Here is a 16,198-nt window from a genome sequence, read left to right on the forward strand (position 1 = left end):
TTACAACATGAATATCAAACGCATTCGCGGCGCATGAATTTAGCTGTTTACTCCACCTGTACAGGAATTGACGACGATGAAAAAGAAGACCCTGGTTTTTGCTGCGGCGACTGCGGCTTTTGCGGGCGCAGCCCATGCCCAGAGCAGCGTGACGCTGTACGGTATCGTCGACGCCGGACTGACCTATGTGAGCAACGAAGCGAGCCGGACTTCCACCATCACGCCGAACGGGCTGGCCGATGGCAAGGCGACGGTTGGGCTGTTCAGCGGCAATGTGCAAAAAAGCCGCTGGGGTTTGCGCGGCGTTGAAGATCTCGGCGGCGGCCTGAAGACGATCTTCACTCTCGAAAGCGGTTTCAATGTCGCGAACGGCACCCTCGAGAACAGCGCGCTTTTCAATCGTCAGGCTTATGTCGGTCTCACGCATAACGACTACGGCACGCTGACGCTGGGCCGCCAATACGATTCCGTGGTCGATTATCTGGGCCCGCTTTCGGCAACGGGCACGTGGGGCGGCACCTACTTCGCTCACCCGTTTGACAACGACAACCTCAATAGCTCAATCAGCCTCAGCAATACGGTGAAGTACCAGAGCCCGGTCTACGCCGGCTTCTCGGCGAACGCCCTGTATGGCTTCTCCAACAGCTCGGGCTTTGCGGACAATCGCGCGTATAGCTTTGGTGCGGGCTACGAGTTCAGCGGCTTCAAATTCGGCGCCGCCTACCTGCAGCTTCAAGGGCTGAATACCAACAACCCCAATGGCGCAGTGCAGGGAACGCAGACGTTCGTCACCGTCAATCTGCCGGGCACCCAGAACCAGCGCACTTGGGGTGTGGGTGGCAGCTATGCGTTCGGCCCGGCGCTGGTTGGCCTCGTGTTCACGCAGACCCGTCTGCAGAACCAGATCGCCAACAGCTCGCTGCGCTGGAACAACTTTGAAGTCAACGGCCGCTACAACCTGACGCCGCAGTTCTACCTTGGCGCCGTGTACACCTACACGCAAGGCCTGCGCAACACGCCGGCAAGCGGCACGTCGAACAACCTTTCCGCGCACTGGAACCAGTTCGGCCTGCAGGCCGACTACGCGCTGTCGCGCCGCACCGACCTCTATGGCGAGACCATGGCCGTCCTCGGCGCGAACAACCAGAACGGTTTCAACGTGGCGCAAGTCAACGGTACGGGAGCACCGTCGACGAGCCGCAACCAGGTGGTCGTGAGCGCGGGTATCCGTCACCGCTTCTAACGTGTCGCGGTATGGCCTTGGGCAGGCCGCTGGCCTGCCCGCCGCTCTTCGTTGTAACTCCGATTGCCCGCCTCGCGCGGGTTTTTTTCTGTCTGGAATACCCTAAGCGTAAAAAAATAGGCCCCAAACAGGCCGCCGCTTTCGCTAGAATTTGCTTTCATCGAGGCGAAAAGCATATTTGTGTTGTTGCCGTCGTATCGAATCACAAATACTGCTCACCTCATTCATCTCATACCGGAGGCGAGCGTGCCAGGTTTACTCCCCAATGTCGACCGCGAGGGACTCCTCGAATATTCAGTGGTCTACACCGACCGCTCGATCAACCATATGTCGCAGCTCTTTCAGGGCGTCATGCGCGACATTTCCAGTCTGCTGAAAAAGGTCTACAACGCGAAGGCGGCCATTGTGGTCCCGGGCAGCGGGACTTTCGGCATGGAAGCCGTGGCCCGGCAGTTCGCGACGAATAAAAAGTGTCTGGTCATCCGCAACGGCTGGTTCAGCTTCCGCTGGTCGCAGATCTTCGACATGGGCGGCATTCCGTCCGAATCAATCGTATTGAAGGCCCGCCCGGTCGAGCCCGGCAGGCAAGCCGCCTATGCACCAGCCCCGATTGAAGAAGTCGTCGCTGCCATCAAGGCGCACAAGCCCGATCTGGTTTTCGCCCCGCATGTCGAAACGGCATCGGGGATGATCCTGCCCGACGATTATTTGCGCGCAGTGGCCGACGCCGTGCATGCGGTCGGTGGCATGTTCGTGCTCGATTGCATCGCCTCCGGCACGATCTGGGTCGATATGCAGGCAAGCGGCGTCGATGTCCTGATCAGCGCGCCGCAAAAGGGCTGGAGCGCCTCGCCCTGCTGCGGGCTGGTCATGCTCAGCCCGCTCGCGCGCGAAAGAATCGACGCCACCACCAGCACCAGCTTCTCCTGCGACCTGCGCAAGTGGCTGCAGATCATGGAAGCCTACGAGAACGGCGGTTTCGCATACCACGCCACGATGCCCACGGACAGCCTCGCGACGCTGCGCAACGTGATGAAGGAAACCGAGGCTTACGGCTTCGACAAGGTGCGGGCGGAGCAGCTCGAACTCGGCAAGCGCGTTCGCGCGCTGCTGGAGAGCAAGGGGTTCAGGAGCGTGGCGGCCGAGGGTTTTCAGGCGCCGGGCGTGGTGGTCAGCTACACCGACGACGATGGCATCCGCTCCGGCAAGAAGTTCGCCGATGTCGGCTTGCAGGTCGCCGCCGGCGTTCCCCTGCAATGCGACGAGCCGGAGGACTTCAAGACCTTCCGCCTCGGGCTGTTCGGCCTCGACAAACTGCATGATGTCGATAGCGCGCTCGCCAGACTCGCCAACGCGCTGGATCGTATCCTCTAAAGCGCGTCTTCAGTTTCAGGCGGCCGCTCGCGCGGCCGCCGGCTCATACCTTCTCCGCCTCTCTCGCGGTAACGAGCGCTTCGTATTCTTCATCGCTCATCGCCGGGCCCGGCTGGCCCTCCCATTTCGCCACGACCGCCGCGGCCGCGCCGTTGCCGGGCACGTTGGGCGGCCGCGCCCCACGTCGAGGAACGTATCCGTGCGGAGGATCAGCCACAACCCCGCTTCGGGAAGTCAGTGCGCCACGTTGAAAATCAGTGATCCTGATGATTTGCCGGCGCGTTATCAGACGCAGCGCCGAGCGTGTCTTGTGGCCGGTCAGGTAAGCGGCGAGGCTATCGGGGCCTCATACTGCACGCACTTTTTCATCCACGCAGGCGAGTGCACGACAAGGTCATACTATCAACGACCTTCCGTGCGCCTTGATTTAACGGCGCGCAGCGGTTTAATCGAGCACGCGCCCGCTCGCGTTAAAATATGCGCATTACCCTCAACACCCCACCCGCCGATGTCCAGCTACAAAGAATTGATCGCCCAGCGCGAGCAGCTCGAGGCCCAGCTTCAGGAAGCGTTCAAGGAAGAACGCGTGAACGTGCTCGATGAGATCATCCGCAAGATGAAGCTTCACAGAATCACGCTCGATGACATTCGCGGCCCTGTGCAAGCCGAGAAGGCCAGCAAGGTGCCGCCGAAGTATCGCGACCCGGCAACCGGCGCGGAATGGTCGGGGCGCGGCAAGCCGCCGAACTGGATCAAGGACGAGCCGGACCGGACGAAGTTTCTGATTAACCACTAATCGGAAGCCGGCTCTGCGAGACTCAGGGCCGCAGCCAGCCCTGGCGAATGGGAAGCGCAAGCAGCATGCGGTACAGCGTGACGGCAAACTGCGTGAGCGGCGTGCCGTACGCACCCCAGACCGGCGTAATCACCGCGTAGACGAGGCACGAGATCACGAGTGCGCCGATCATGTCGAACGGAAAGTGCACGCCGAGAAAGACCCGCGCCCAGGCAATCGCCACTCCCGCGACCAGCGCGAGCAAACCGCTGCGCACCATGCCGCCCAATAGCAACGTGAGCACGAACACCGAGCACACGGTCCCGTGATCGCTCGGAAACGACGAGTCGGGCGCGTGCTCGAAGAAGGTATGCCCAAGCCCGATCACGAATGGCCGCGGATGCGGCCAGGCGAAAGCGATCGCCTGATTGATGCCCAGCGTAACCAGCGCGACCACGCACACCCGAAGGGCGATGGCGCGCTTGCGCTCGTCGCCGGACAGCCACATCAGCACCAGCGCGAGCGGCACCACCAGGATCAAGTCGTTCGCGACAACGAGCGCCGTTTCGATGAGCCAGTGCGGCGTGGCCGCCGTGGCGTTGATCGCGAGAAAGAGCGAACGGTTCAATGCTTCGAGTGTTTCCATTGCAAAAGTCGAATTCAGATTGATGTACAGGCGCTTGTTTCAGCGCCAGGCTGCGCGAGCCGCTGCCGCGCCGGAAAGCGCACACGGACCGTCAGCCCCCGGCCATCGGACCCGCTGTCGAGCGTAACGTACGCCTGATGCTGCTCGGCAATGCGCCGCACGATCGAAAGCCCCAGCCCGCTACCCGAAATCGCCTGGGCTGCATGGCCGCTGCCACGATAAAAGCGCTCCCACACACGCTCGCGATCCCGCTCGGGAATCCCTGGGCCGTTGTCGCTGACTTCGAGCACCGCGCACGGGCCCTCCTTGCGCACCACAACGTCGACGCGCGCGTGCGCGCCGGCATAGCGAATCGCGTTATCGACCAGGTTATTGAGCAGCACGCGCAGGTTCTCGCCATAACCGCGCACGCTCACCGCCTGCTCGCCCGCGAGCCCTAGGTCGATCTGGCTCGCCTCGGCAAGCCGCACGCGCTCGGCCACCACAGAGCGCGCGAGCGCGGTCAGATCCACTTCCTGCCACCCTTCGCGGCCCATATCGTGAGTGTCGGGATCGAGCCGCGCGAGTGTGAGCAGTTGCGCGACCAGGTGCGCGAGCCGCTCCGTACCCGAGCGAATCTGCATGACGATTTCGTCGCGCTCCTGCACGCTCTCCGCCTTCGGTAATAGTTCGGCCTGCAAACCAAGCCCCATGATCGGCGTGCGCAATTCGTGCGCGGCATCCGCGATGAAATGCTTCTGCAAGGTAAAGGCTTGATCGAGCCGCACGAGCAGGTCGTTGAGCGCGTCCACGAGCGGCTTCACTTCGTTGGGCATCTGCGACGTTTCTATGGTCTGCATGTTGTTGGCGTCGCGGCGCTTGAGCCCCGAAGCCACCTCGCGCAGCGGCCGCAAGCCGTAGCCGATGCCGAACCACAGCAGCAGCGCGACCACCGGCACCAGCGAAAGCACCGGCCAGAACAGATGCATCGAGACCTCGGCCAGCGCCTCCCAGCGTGCGAGGCGCGCCTGCGCCACGCGCACCAGCATGGTCCCGCTCGGGCTCGCCCAGGTGTGCCAGACCTGGCCGTCGACGGTCATGTCGGCATAGCCCGGGCCTTGTGGCGCAGGCAGCCGCGCATCGGGGTCGCTGCTGAACACGAGCTTGCGGTCTTCCCACACTTGCAGCAGCACGCCGTGCGACTGCTTGCCCGAAAGCCGGCCCTTGCGGTCCGCGCCCGTGAGCGAGAGACGGCCGTCGGCGTCCACCACCACGTGCCGCGCGACCGCCTTCATCTGGTCGTTGAGAATTTCGTCGATCTCGCCCAGCGAGCCCCACCAGGTGGCCGCGCTCGCCAGCACGCCGGCGAACAGCATGGACGGCAACAGCCACAGCAACAGACGCCGGCGCAGCGACGACATGAACCAGCGCGCGGAACGCGCACGCAACGTGGTCATTCGATCTTCCCGATACCGTATCCCACGCCGCGCACATTGCGGATGGCATCCGAGCCCAGCTTGCGGCGCAGGTTGTAGACGTGCACCTGAATGGCGTTGCTCTCGATTTCCTCGTTCCAGCCATACAGGCGTTCTTCGAGCTGCTCGCGCGTGACGATGGCGCCCGGATCGCGCATCAGCTCTTCGAGCAGCGCGAATTCGCGCGCCGTGATGGAGATTTCCTGATCGTGGAGCCAACAGCGGCGCCGCGCCGGATCCAGCCGCAACGCGCCCGCCGTCAGCATGGCCTGGGCACGCCCGGCCTGGCGGCGGTTCGCGACGCGGATGCGCGCGAGCAGTTCCTCCAGCGCAAATGGCTTGACGAGATAATCGTCGGCCCCGCCATCGAGCCCGGCGACGCGGTCCGGCACGCTGTCGCGCGCGGTAATGACGATCACGGGAGTCGAGTCGTCGCGCTTGCGCAATGCGGCAAGCAGCGTCATGCCATCCTGGTTCGGCAAGCCCAAATCGAGCAGCACGAGCCCATAGACCGTGGTGCGCAGCGCCAGCGCGCCGACGTCGCCGTCCTGCACCCAGTCCACGGCAAAGCCTTCCCGACGCAAGCCGATGCGCAGCCCATTGCCGATCAGCGGATCGTCCTCAACCAGCAGTATTCGCATGCTGTCGCCATCTCCTGTACTGGCCGGTTCTCCAAAAAAGGCTCACGAGCTTACCTTTGCGCAGATTAAGAGAGCATTAACGCGACGGACCGCGCCGCTGCTCCCGCTTCACGCGGACTTCAGTCTCGCTTTCGTAGACTGCTTCCTGTCGCGGCCTCGGGGGCCGCACCTTTGAACAAGGAAAACCGATGAAAAAGCTCATTATCGCCGGCCTGATCGCAACCTTCGCTGCGGCTGCGCATGCCCAGTATACGGGCCCGGGCGAGCAGCCCGCGGCCACGACGGTCCAGCAGTTGACCAGCGCGGGCAAGGACGACCAGCGCGTGGTGCTGCGCGGTCAAGTGGTGAAATCGCTCGGCGATGAGAAATATACGTTCAAGGACAGCACCGGCGAGATTCCGGTCAAGATCGACGCGAGGCACTGGCCGTCGGGGCAGCCGGTAAACGACACCACCACCGTCGAACTCACGGGCAAGTACGACAAGGAATGGTTCGGCACGCCAAAGGTCAAGATTCACGACGTGAAGGTCGTGCAATAACCGGCACGGCGCATTCCATCAGGAATGCAGATTATCGTGCGGCAGGCCCGAAAGAGGCCGCGCCCTTTCTTTGAGCATGAGAATGCGCACGGGAACGTGCGCGAAGCCGTGCGCCCTCGCTGGCGCGCGGCTTCGTTCCTGCACTACATCAGATCTTCTGGTCAACGGCGAGGTGCTCGCCGTTCTCACCGCGCTTGCCCGCCTTGCCGACATGCTTGCCATCGTGCTTGCCCGGATGCGAGACCGCATGCATGCTCGCGCGATCGGCAGCACGCTCATGGCCGGTATCGCGATCGGCGGACAAATGGCCGTTCGTGTTGGCCTCGCCCTTGCCGCTCATATGACCGCCCGACATGCCGCCCGCAGCGTGGCCGCCGCTCATTCCGCCGCCCATGCCGCCGCCGACGCCGCCATTGCCCCCTCCGTTGCCGCCGCCATTACCTCCGCCATTGCCGCCACCGCCGGCACCTGCGAATGCCGGTGCGCTTGCGCAAGCCACCAGAAAGGCTGACACCGCAACGATTGCTCGTACTTTTGCCATCATCTTCTCCCCAAAATTCGCTTCGATGAGGGATTGTATGAGAGCCGATATCGCCCGCACGCGTCAGATATGTAATCGTCTGTAAAAGCTGTTTCGGGCCGGTTTGCAGCCGGTTTTTAGCCGGCTTTTAGCCGGCTTTTAGCCGGCTTTTAGCCGCTTACCCGCGGGTCTGCCGCCAGTTTCGGGCCGGATAGGACACGCCCGTGCGCCGGCCCTGGCGCGTGCCGGCGAGGCGTAGAAAGCCAGTTCATCAAAACCGGTAGTCGAGCGCCGCGAACGTGGTCAGTTCGCGGCGGCTTTCGGTGATCGGGCTGCCCGCGGCGTAGTGCTGCAAACGCCCGAGCGTCGCGTTCACGGAGCCCACCCAGTGCTTCGAAAAATCGTGCGACGCGTAGAACGTCATGTGCAGATCGCGCACGCCGGAACCCGTGGCGTACTGCGGCAAGCCCGACGCCGCGCTCTGCGCCGCCGACACGCCGAACAGCGTGCGCGTATAAACGGCATTGGCCCATGTGAGCCCCGGGCCGACCGAAAGGAGCCAGCCCTGCAGCGGCAACGACGCGTACAGGTCGGCGCTGGCCGTCGTGCCCTGACCATTGCCGCTGATGTCCTGATACATGGCCACTGCACCGGTGAAGGCCCACACGGTGTAGTCGGCGAACAGGCGCAGCTTCGGGCCCTCATCGACATTGCCGAGGCCGTGCAGATGCGGATCGTCCGCGACGTTGCGCGACTGGAAGTCGAAGCTCAGCGACGCGCCCACGTGATAGTTTTCCGCAGTCAGCACGTTGATGCCGAGCACGTCCGGCCCCTGCGAAAAAATGCGGCCGCGGTACGAGATGTCGAGCGCCGGGAACGGATACACCTTCATGTGCTTCGCGCCCGGATACTGCGGCGCGAAGTACGCGCCGGGACCGATTGCAATCTTCCAGGGCGAGTCGGCCTGCGCCCCTGACTGCGCCCCGGCCCGCGCAGCGGCAGCGCTTTGCTCAGGCGCCGCTGCGTCGTCGGCCCATGCCGTGCGCGCCAGCGCGAGCACCATGACAGCGGCGCACGCGAGGCGTGCCGTCGATATGAACGGCTTCATGCTTTCTTCCTTCCCACGGCGGCCAGCTGGCGCAAGCGCCGCGCGAGCGCCTTCGAAACAACCGGTTGATTGGACGCGTCGCCCGAGCCGCGCGCCACTTCGCTCTCGCGCAGGAACAGCGCGGTTTCGCGCGCCACGATCTCGCGCTCGTTGTCCGAGGTGATCATGTGATACGAGTCGTCGAGCCACAGCGTGCGCAGAAAATTCGCGCCGATATGGTCAATCACATAGCGCGGGTTGCGCGGGCTCGAGGTCTCGTCGTCGATGGCGTGAATCACGAGCGTGTCGGTCTCGATGCTCGGGACGTCCTTGCGCGCGGCGCGCGACAGACGCAACGCCTGGTGCAGCGCGGGCAGCGAGATCGTCGACGGCCCCACCTCGCTGAACGCATTGCGCTGCATGGCGCGCGCGATCTTCTTGCGCAACGCCTCGTTGCGCACGCCGAACGGTTCCGCCTCGCGATACCGGTAGCGGTGGCGCAGCGGCGTGTAATACGCCCAGTCGAGCAGAAAGCGATACCACGGTATCGCCCAGCCGTCGTAGGCGAGCGTGAGCGAAAGCAGCACCAGCGACTGCGCGGCGGGCCGCTCGCGCACGAGCCGCAGCGCGAGCGCGCCGCCAATCGAAAGGCCGCAGACGGACACGCGCTCGTAGCGTGTCGCGAGCGCATCGAACTCGCGCACCGCGCCCTCGACCCAGCGTTCCATGACCTGCTCGCGCGAGCCCGCGCTATACCCTTCGATGAGCGGCGCGCGGACCGTGAATCCTTCGTTCTGCAAATAACGCGCGAGGTAGCGCAGCTCGATCGGCGAGCTCGACAGCCCATGCAGCAGCAAGACCGCGTGGCCATCGCCTTCGCTGAAGATGCCCTCGGGCTGAACCGCTGATGCGGGCGCCTCGGGCGCGGTCCGCTCCATTTCGACCGTCGTCATCTCAGCGCTCCGTGCGCAGCACGAGAAAATCGCCCGCGTGCGTGGTGAAGCGTTCGCAGTTGCAATTCGTCATGCGGAACTCGCGCTCGTTCGACTCGCGCCGCAGACGCACCCGATGCTGCCCCGGCCACAGCGCTTTGCTCACGCGCTGGATGTCGTCGGGATGCACCGCGTCGAATAGCGGGCCCGGCGCGACTTCGGTCGCCGCCGGCAATGCCGCAATACTCTGCCCCACGCTCGCGCGCTGCGCGGCATCGCGCTCGAGCGCCTTGATGAGGATGAAGCCGTCGTGGTGCTGCGCGAGATGGCGCAGCAGGCGATGTGTCTCGTCGACGGCGCGGCGCGCCAGCACGCGCTCGTTGTCGTGCCGCAGCAGCATCTCGTAGCGCGACTGAGCCACTTCAGCGAGCAATTGGCCGCGAAACTGTTCACGCCGCAAACGCTCGATCAAGGTCATCACGATGATCGTCAGGAACGGATAAGACACCAGCAGGACCACATCCCGACGATCGAGGTAGCTGAGGTTCCCGTAAGGAGGGACGAACAGAAAGTCGGCAATGCCGAGCCCGAGCACCATGACGACCGCTGCAGGCGCGAGGCCCAAATAGTATTCGACCAGCGAAGCCGCAATGCAGAACAGCGTTCCCGGCATCATCGGCCCGAGCACGGGGTGCAGCGCGATGCGGATGGCACTCGCGACGGCGAGCGCGGCAGCGGCCAGCCACCAGCGGCGCGGGCCTCGGGGTGCCCAGTTGCGGGCATTGCGGACTTTCATGTCTGGTTCAATGCGCCGGCATTCAGACAGGCCGGCGCAGGTCGATGGCGCAATCAACGGCGGCTGGCGCTGCGTTGTTGTCGCGTTGTAACGAGGGCGGGAAGACAGGGCCAGTGGCGATGGCCGACACCGGAACGTCCAAAAATATGACGAATCCTTCCACGGGTGGCTATGTTACTGACCTTTACATACAATCAGCTTTCGGCAGCAGGAATTGACACAAATTAAAAGACGTGGCGGTTTCAGCCTGCGCCGATAGCTCCGCCCCGGTCCCGATTCGTAGACTTCCGCCCCCGCACCGGCATCCCGGCCGTGCGGCTAGCCAGCCTACGGACCCGTGACCGCCTTCCCGATTTCCCTTCGCATCGCCTGTGCCGCACTGTTCGGCGTGCTGTCCGCGTTCATCGCCTCCATCGCACTCGCGGCGGCGCCGATGCCCGGTGCGGCCGCATCCGCCCTGCCCGCCGCGATCGGCACGCCCGCGCCGCGCCGGCCGCGCATCTGCCTGGCGTTGTCGGGCGGCGGCGCGCGCGGCTATGCGCATATTGGCGTGCTGCGCGAACTCGAAAGGCTGCACGTGCCGGTGGACTGCATCGCCGGCACCAGCATGGGTGCCGTGATCGGCGGGCTCTACGCGAGCGGCTTGTCCGCCGACCAGATCGAACACGCGCTCACCGCGCTGAACCTGAACGACGTGGCGTACGATCGCGATGCCCGCGAGGACTGGCCGCAGTCCATGCGCGAGGATAACCTCGCCTACCCCATCGGCATGCCCGTGGGCTTCGGCAACGGCCAGTTGAAGATGCCCAACGGTCTCGTGCAGGGCAACAAGCTCACGGCGCTGTTGCGCGCCAACACCGCGCAAATTCCCGCGGACGTGGACTTCGACCGGCTGCCGATTCCATATCGCGCCGTGGCGACCGATCTCGAGACCGGCGAGCGAATCGTGTTGCACGACGGCTCGCTCCCGCAAGCCATTCGCGCGAGCATGGCGGTGCCTGGCCTGTTCGCGCCCGTCAAGATCGGAGGCCGCACGCTGATCGACGGCGGCCTCGCGTCGAATCTGCCGATCGATATTGCACGGCAGATGGGCGCCGATATTGTGATTGCCGTCGACATCGGCACACCGTTGAAACGCGCCGACCAGATCACGTCGATGGCCGGCGTCACGTCGCAAATGATTCGCCTGATGATGACGCGCAACGTGCTCGAGCAAAAGGCCACGCTGCGTCCGGCCGACGTGCTGCTCGAGCCGGATCTGGGCGAGCTCTCGTTCAGCGACTTCGGCGCGATGCAGCAGGGCGTGGCCGCCGGCACCGCGTCTGCGCTGGCGCACGCCACGCAGCTGGCCGCGCTCTCGATCGGCGACGCCCACTATGCGGCGTATCGCGCCGGCCTCTCCCATGAGGTGTTCCTGCCGCCCGGCACGCGCATCGACCGCATCGACATCGCCACGCACGGCAACGTGCCGGCAAGCCGCGTGCAGGCGGCGCTGCAGGTCAAGCCGGGGGATGTGTACGACGCCGCCGCCATCGACAGGCATCTGGGCACGCTGGTCAACACCGCCGACCTCGAAAGCGTCTCGCAGTCGTTGAGCGGGCCGCCCGGGGATCGCGTGCTGCACGTGGACGCCACCACGAAAAGCTGGGGGCCGAATCTGCTGCTGTTCGGACTTGGCGTGTCGACCAACTTCAACGGCGACGGCGGCTTCACGTTGCAAATCGGCCATCGCCTGCCCTGGATCACGGAGAGCGGGCTCTCGTGGCGCAACGACGTCGTGCTCGGCAGCCGCGATCTGGGCTGGCGCACGGAGCTGCGTCAGCCGCTCCTTCACAGCGACGTGTACGTCGCCCCTTACGCATCGATCCGGCGCAACGACATCAATCTCTACCCCGACGACAACACCGACGCCAAGGAAAACAGCCGCCCGATCGCCTCGTACATGCAGCAGGATTTGCGCGCCGGGCTCGACCTCGGCGTGCCGCTCGGCACCTGGGGCAAGGCGCGCGCGGGCGTCGCACAAGTCTGGACTGCGTATCATCCGCGCTCGTCCATCATTACGGCGACCGACAATGGCGAAGGCGACTGGTCGTATCAGGCCGCCGCGCTATCCGCCGGGTCGACGAGCCAGACCGTGGGCACGGTCGGCATGACGATCGATCAACTCGACGATTCGCTCTTTCCGCGCCACGGCTTCTACCTCGACAGCGGCGCGCAATTCAGCCTGAACCAGAACGACGGCAGCTACAACATCGCGCAGGCGCGCGGCCTGTGGGCGGCGAGCCACGGCATCTATAGCGTGAATGCGGCGCTCGAAGCAGGCGGGCAATTCGGCGGCAATCGCGAGTCGTCGGCCTATATGTTCAACCTCGGCGGCTTCCAGCGGCTCTCCGCGTACGCCCCCGACCAGTTCAGCGGCAGCTATATTCTCTACGGACGCGTGACCGGCTTCGCGCAGCTCTCGAAGTTCGATTCCGGGCCGTTGCGCGGCGTGTTCGCTGGCGCGAGCCTGGAGGCCGGCAATGTCTGGAACTCGCCCCAACACTTCGCGCGCGGCCCCTGGCTTACCAGCGCGAGCGTGTTTGCCGGCTCGACAACCGTGATCGGGCCCGTGTACCTGGGGCTGGCCATGGCGCCTGGCGGCACTTACAACGTCTATTTCCAGCTTGGCAACCGGTTCTGAGAATGGCGGGAACCCTCGCGCCCGTGGGCGGGCACCTCGTCAACCACGACGTCGCAACAAACTTTACACGTCGTTACACGCGCGCAGCGGACGGCCCGCCGGGCATTCCTTATACTCCCGCGCATCCGCCTTCTCGATCACGCTCGCCGCGCCCAATGCGACGCCGATGCACACCAGACCCATGACCATGTTCTCTACCCAGTCCACCCTGATCGTCGCCCTTGCCACCGCCGCCAGCCTTTCGCTTTCGGCGTGCGTCGCGCCGGGCTATCCGCAAGGCTATACGCCGTACGGTGCACAGCAACAAGGCTACCAGGGCCAGCCGGTCTACGCGCAACCGGGCACCGTGCAGCAGCCGTATCAGCAGCAACCCTATCAACAGCCGCAATATCAGCAACCGTACGACTCGCAGTACGGCAATCAGAACAGCAGCCAGTACGGGAATCAATACGGCACGCAGTACGGCACCATCACGAACATTCGCGCTATCAGCAACGCCACGGGTGCTTCAGGCATCGCAGGCACCGTAGTGGGCGCGCTGGTGGGCGGCGTGGTGGGCAACCAGTTCGGCGGCGGCCATGGCCGCGACGTGGCGACGGTTATCGGCGCGCTCGGCGGCGCCTACGCGGGCAACCAGGTCGGCCAGAGCATGGGCCAGCCCGCGGGCTATCGCATCGACGTCCAACTGAGCGACGGTTCGATGCGCTCGTTCGACGTGCCGACGCCGGGCGACCTGCGCCCCGGCGACCGCGTCCAGGTGAACGGCAGCCAGCTTTCGCGCTATTGATGTAAAAACGCGTTCGATTCGTCATCCTGAAGAATCGAACGCGTCAACGCTGGATCGCTCACTGCGCAGTGCTGCCATGCACTGCCGTCGATTACTCGGCAAACTCCTCCACATACTCGCGATTGGCCGCATACGCCTGGCTCCGCATGCCGCGCACGAAGCGGCGCCCGTTGGGCCCGTACACCGCATCGGGTTCCGGGAACATCCCCAGCAGCGCCAGATACAGCGCGCCACCCACGATCAGCGAAACCGGCACGCTCAGGTCGCAGCCGCCCGCGAGATTGCCCAGCGGCCCGACGAACTGCCCCGGCAGATTCACGAACGCCAGCCCGATAAACGCGGCCGGCAGCCACGCGCCCATCGCACGCAGATTCCAGCCGCACGTGAACCAGTAATGGCCGCCGCGTCCGCCACGATTGAAGATCTGCAGGTCGTCGGCGAGATAGAAGCCGCGGCGCTGCAAGAAGCCAATCACCATGATCGCCATCCAAGGGCAGCTGAAGGTGTCGATGAGCGTCGAGAACGTCGAGACGCTCTCCACCAGATTGAACGCGAAACGGCCCGCGAAGATGAAGCCGATGGCGAGCGTGCCGATCAGCAGCGTCGCACGTACGCGGTCGAGCAGCCTGGGGAACATGCTCGACATGTCGAGGCCCGTGCCGTATAGCGCAGTGGTGCCCGTCGACATCCCGCCGATGATCGCGATCAGGCACATCGGCAGCAGGAACCAGCGCGGCGAGACCGCGAGCAGCCCGCCCACGTAATCGTTCGAAGCGATATAGCTGGGCGCATGCGTGGCGATGATGGTGGCCGTGGCAAGACCGAAGAAGAACGGCACGAAGGTGGCGATCTGCGCGGCGAACACGGCGCCCATGATGCGATGGCGCGGCGTGGTTTCGGGAATGTAGCGCGCCCAGTCGCCGAGCGTCGAGGCGAACGACACCGGGTTGCTCAGCGCGACGAGCACGGAGCCCACGAACGCGGCCCAGAAGCCCGCGCCGCCCGCTTGCAGCGTGCCGGCATAGTTGATATCGAACGTGCTCGCGAACGCAAATGCACCGACAATGAACATGAGGCTGGCGGCCCACACCGCAATCTTGTTCACCCACAGCATGAAGCGAAACCCGTAGATGCAAACGATCAGCACGAGCACGGCGAAGATCATGTACGCAGTGCCGAGCGTCCAGTGGTTGACCGGCACGCCCGCGAGGTTGTGCGCACCGCCCACGAGCGCATCGCCCGAGCTCCACACCGCCAGCGAGAAGAACGCAATCGAAGTCAGCAGCGCAAGAAACGAACCGACGATCCGCCCATGAATGCCGAAGTGCGCGCCCGAGGAAACCGGATCGCTGGTGCCGTTGCGCGGACCGAACAGGCTCATCGGCGCGAGAATGCAGGTGCCCACGAGCACGCCCAGCACAATCGCGTAGACGCTCGCCTTGAACGAAAGGCCGACCAGAACGGGAAAACTGCCGAGCACCGAAGTGGAAAAGGTATTGCAGCCGCCGAACAGCAGCCGGAACAGATCGATGGGACGCGCATAGCGCGAAGCGTCGGGAATGCGCTCGAAGCCGAATGCTTCGATCTGCGTAATACTGGTATTTTCAGCCATGATGTCTCACTCCTTGGCGCACCGGCACGGCGCCGCCCCGAGGATCGCTCGAGGCCGGCCGGCGCAAGTCTCAGGCGGTCACTCTAAATCAGTCGAGTGCGCGCCATATTGCGTATTTAAAACGTTCACTTCGAGCCCGCGCGATGTATGCGCACACGCATCACGCGCACGCCGGCTCCTCCACCAGGACGCGCGCGCCGTACACATTGAGCAAGTCGTCGCAGAAAGCGCGCACGATCGGCTTGTCCGCTGCGCCACGTTTGATCGCAAGGTGTAGCGGCACGTCGAAGCCGAACGCCGAACGCCCGAGCACGCGAATCAGGCCACGCTGCTCGAAAGTCTGCGCGTGATGCTCCGGCAGATAGCCGATATGGCTTCCCGAGAGAATCAGCACGGTGGCGGCGTCGATGCTGTCCGCGATGGCGGTCACCTGACGCTCGCCGATGCTCGCAAGCTCTTCGGGCACCGGGTAGCTGCGCCAGATCCAGTCGTGCGCGCGCAGGTCGTCGAGCGTGACGTGCGGCTCCGCGTGAAAGAGCGGATGCCCGCGCCCGCAGCAGATCACCTGGCGCTCGCTGAATAGCTCGGTATAGGTGAGCCCGGCCACGCGGTGCCAGAAGTAGCCGATCGCGAGATCGAGCTGCTGATTCACGAGGCCTTCTTCGAGCTCCTGCGGCGGCGCGACGCGCATCGCGAAGCGCACGGCCTGGTCACGCTTGCGAAATGCGCCGATGGCTTCGGCAAGACGGGCGTTCTCCACCTGCGAGGCCTGCCCGATCAAGCCGATCGACAGCGTGCCCACGAGCTTGCGGTCGATGTCGCGCACCTGCGCGACGAACTGCGAAGTCGCCGCCAGCAGCGCGCGCGCCGACGCCACGAAGCGCTCGCCCTTCGACGTCAGGCGAAAGCCGCCGCGCCCGCGCTCGCACAGCGTGAAGCCCACGCGCGCCTCGAGCGCGGAAAGCTGCGAGCTGATGGTCGACTGGCGCACACCGAGCGTGGCTTCGGCGGCGGTGATGCCGCGCGCGTCCACCACCGCGAGAAAGACCCGCACGAGGCGCAGGTCGAGGTCAGAGGTATTGGAAAACATGCCGACTCACACTCACACC

General features: G+C 64.7%; 15 protein-coding genes. 6 read left to right on the forward strand and 9 right to left on the reverse strand.

What is annotated here, in order from left to right:
• The first annotated feature begins 76 nt into the window (after positions 1 to 76).
• The 3 genes from PWP93_RS25530 to PWP93_RS25540 all read left to right on the forward strand — a co-directional run bounded on the left by PWP93_RS25530 (position 77) and on the right by PWP93_RS25540 (position 3,413).
• Positions 77 to 1,243, forward strand: coding sequence for a porin (locus PWP93_RS25530; protein WP_421027798.1), 1,167 nt, complete (start codon positions 77 to 79; stop codon positions 1,241 to 1,243).
• A gap of 246 nt (positions 1,244 to 1,489) precedes the next feature.
• Positions 1,490 to 2,617 (forward strand): aminotransferase class V-fold PLP-dependent enzyme, encoded by a 1,128-nt coding sequence (locus tag PWP93_RS25535; RefSeq protein WP_421046533.1) that lies wholly within the window; start codon positions 1,490 to 1,492, stop codon positions 2,615 to 2,617.
• Between the two features lie 508 nt (positions 2,618 to 3,125).
• Positions 3,126 to 3,413, forward strand: a complete 288-nt coding sequence (locus PWP93_RS25540) for an H-NS histone family protein (protein WP_421046534.1) — start codon at positions 3,126 to 3,128, stop codon at positions 3,411 to 3,413.
• Between the two features lie 22 nt (positions 3,414 to 3,435).
• Here the strand turns inward: PWP93_RS25540 and PWP93_RS25545 are convergent, their stop codons facing one another.
• Genes PWP93_RS25545 through PWP93_RS25555 form a run of 3 tightly spaced genes read right to left on the reverse strand, consistent with a single transcriptional unit; the run spans position 3,436 to position 6,133 of the window.
• Positions 3,436 to 4,038 (reverse strand): phosphatase PAP2 family protein, encoded by a 603-nt coding sequence (locus tag PWP93_RS25545; protein WP_421046535.1) that lies wholly within the window; start codon positions 4,036 to 4,038, stop codon positions 3,436 to 3,438.
• 14 nt (positions 4,039 to 4,052) lie between these two features.
• Positions 4,053 to 5,474: an ATP-binding protein gene (locus PWP93_RS25550; RefSeq protein WP_421046536.1), complete on the reverse strand. Its 1,422-nt coding sequence runs from the start codon at positions 5,472 to 5,474 to the stop codon at positions 4,053 to 4,055.
• Positions 5,471 to 6,133: a response regulator gene (locus PWP93_RS25555; protein WP_421046537.1), complete on the reverse strand. Its 663-nt coding sequence runs from the start codon at positions 6,131 to 6,133 to the stop codon at positions 5,471 to 5,473. Before PWP93_RS25555 ends, PWP93_RS25550 begins: the two co-directional genes overlap by 4 nt.
• A gap of 188 nt (positions 6,134 to 6,321) precedes the next feature.
• On the opposite strand from PWP93_RS25555, the gene PWP93_RS25560 reads away from it, so the two are divergent.
• The gene (locus PWP93_RS25560) at positions 6,322 to 6,672 is read left to right on the forward strand and encodes a YgiW/YdeI family stress tolerance OB fold protein (protein WP_421046538.1); all 351 of its coding nucleotides are present in this window, start codon (positions 6,322 to 6,324) and stop codon (positions 6,670 to 6,672) included.
• Between the two features lie 148 nt (positions 6,673 to 6,820).
• Here PWP93_RS25560 and PWP93_RS25565 read toward each other — a convergent pair whose 3' ends face one another.
• The 4 genes from PWP93_RS25565 to PWP93_RS25580 all read right to left on the reverse strand — a co-directional run bounded on the left by PWP93_RS25565 (position 6,821) and on the right by PWP93_RS25580 (position 10,007).
• Positions 6,821 to 7,186, reverse strand: a complete 366-nt coding sequence (locus PWP93_RS25565) for a hypothetical protein (RefSeq protein WP_421046539.1) — start codon at positions 7,184 to 7,186, stop codon at positions 6,821 to 6,823.
• A gap of 277 nt (positions 7,187 to 7,463) precedes the next feature.
• Positions 7,464 to 8,300: a MipA/OmpV family protein gene (locus tag PWP93_RS25570; RefSeq protein WP_421046540.1), complete on the reverse strand. Its 837-nt coding sequence runs from the start codon at positions 8,298 to 8,300 to the stop codon at positions 7,464 to 7,466.
• Positions 8,297 to 9,217: an alpha/beta hydrolase gene (locus tag PWP93_RS25575; protein WP_421046996.1), complete on the reverse strand. Its 921-nt coding sequence runs from the start codon at positions 9,215 to 9,217 to the stop codon at positions 8,297 to 8,299. The genes PWP93_RS25570 and PWP93_RS25575 overlap by 4 nt, the downstream gene beginning before the upstream one ends.
• Positions 9,218 to 9,233: 16 nt before the next feature.
• On the reverse strand, positions 9,234 to 10,007 hold the full coding sequence (locus tag PWP93_RS25580) for a DUF4118 domain-containing protein (protein WP_421046541.1): 774 nt from the start codon (positions 10,005 to 10,007) through the stop codon (positions 9,234 to 9,236).
• A gap of 337 nt (positions 10,008 to 10,344) precedes the next feature.
• Between PWP93_RS25580 and PWP93_RS25585 the strand changes: the two genes are divergently transcribed.
• Complete coding sequence (locus PWP93_RS25585) at positions 10,345 to 12,690, forward strand: patatin-like phospholipase family protein (RefSeq protein WP_421046542.1); 2,346 nt, start codon at positions 10,345 to 10,347, stop codon at positions 12,688 to 12,690.
• 166 nt (positions 12,691 to 12,856) lie between these two features.
• A complete protein-coding gene (locus PWP93_RS25590) occupies positions 12,857 to 13,477 on the forward strand; it encodes a glycine zipper 2TM domain-containing protein (protein WP_421046543.1) in 621 nt (206 codons plus the stop codon).
• A gap of 91 nt (positions 13,478 to 13,568) precedes the next feature.
• Here PWP93_RS25590 and PWP93_RS25595 read toward each other — a convergent pair whose 3' ends face one another.
• Complete coding sequence (locus tag PWP93_RS25595) at positions 13,569 to 15,089, reverse strand: purine-cytosine permease family protein (RefSeq protein ID WP_421046544.1); 1,521 nt, start codon at positions 15,087 to 15,089, stop codon at positions 13,569 to 13,571.
• A gap of 160 nt (positions 15,090 to 15,249) precedes the next feature.
• The gene (locus PWP93_RS25600) at positions 15,250 to 16,179 is read right to left on the reverse strand and encodes a LysR family transcriptional regulator (RefSeq protein WP_421027810.1); all 930 of its coding nucleotides are present in this window, start codon (positions 16,177 to 16,179) and stop codon (positions 15,250 to 15,252) included.
• Positions 16,180 to 16,198 lie beyond the last annotated feature (19 nt).

Source organism: Paraburkholderia sp. A1RI-2L, assembly GCF_048957375.1.
GTDB lineage: Bacteria > Pseudomonadota > Gammaproteobacteria > Burkholderiales > Burkholderiaceae > Paraburkholderia.

Excerpts from the sequence above, each read along its gene's own strand:
- PWP93_RS25595 (WP_421046544.1), bottom strand. The coding sequence starts at position 15,089 with ATGGCTGAAAATACCAGTATTACGCAGATCGAAGCATTCGGCTTCGAG.
- PWP93_RS25550 (WP_421046536.1), bottom strand. The coding sequence starts at position 5,474 with ATGACCACGTTGCGTGCGCGTTCCGCGCGCTGGTTCATGTCGTCGCTG.
- PWP93_RS25580 (WP_421046541.1), bottom strand. The coding sequence starts at position 10,007 with ATGAAAGTCCGCAATGCCCGCAACTGGGCACCCCGAGGCCCGCGCCGC.
- PWP93_RS25600 (WP_421027810.1), bottom strand. The coding sequence starts at position 16,179 with ATGTTTTCCAATACCTCTGACCTCGACCTGCGCCTCGTGCGGGTCTTT.
- PWP93_RS25555 (WP_421046537.1), bottom strand. The coding sequence starts at position 6,133 with ATGCGAATACTGCTGGTTGAGGACGATCCGCTGATCGGCAATGGGCTG.
- PWP93_RS25570 (WP_421046540.1), bottom strand. The coding sequence starts at position 8,300 with ATGAAGCCGTTCATATCGACGGCACGCCTCGCGTGCGCCGCTGTCATG.
- PWP93_RS25540 (WP_421046534.1), top strand. The coding sequence starts at position 3,126 with ATGTCCAGCTACAAAGAATTGATCGCCCAGCGCGAGCAGCTCGAGGCC.
- PWP93_RS25590 (WP_421046543.1), top strand. The coding sequence starts at position 12,857 with ATGCACACCAGACCCATGACCATGTTCTCTACCCAGTCCACCCTGATC.
- PWP93_RS25560 (WP_421046538.1), top strand. The coding sequence starts at position 6,322 with ATGAAAAAGCTCATTATCGCCGGCCTGATCGCAACCTTCGCTGCGGCT.
- PWP93_RS25575 (WP_421046996.1), bottom strand. The coding sequence starts at position 9,217 with ATGGAGCGGACCGCGCCCGAGGCGCCCGCATCAGCGGTTCAGCCCGAG.
- PWP93_RS25530 (WP_421027798.1), top strand. The coding sequence starts at position 77 with ATGAAAAAGAAGACCCTGGTTTTTGCTGCGGCGACTGCGGCTTTTGCG.
- PWP93_RS25545 (WP_421046535.1), bottom strand. The coding sequence starts at position 4,038 with ATGGAAACACTCGAAGCATTGAACCGTTCGCTCTTTCTCGCGATCAAC.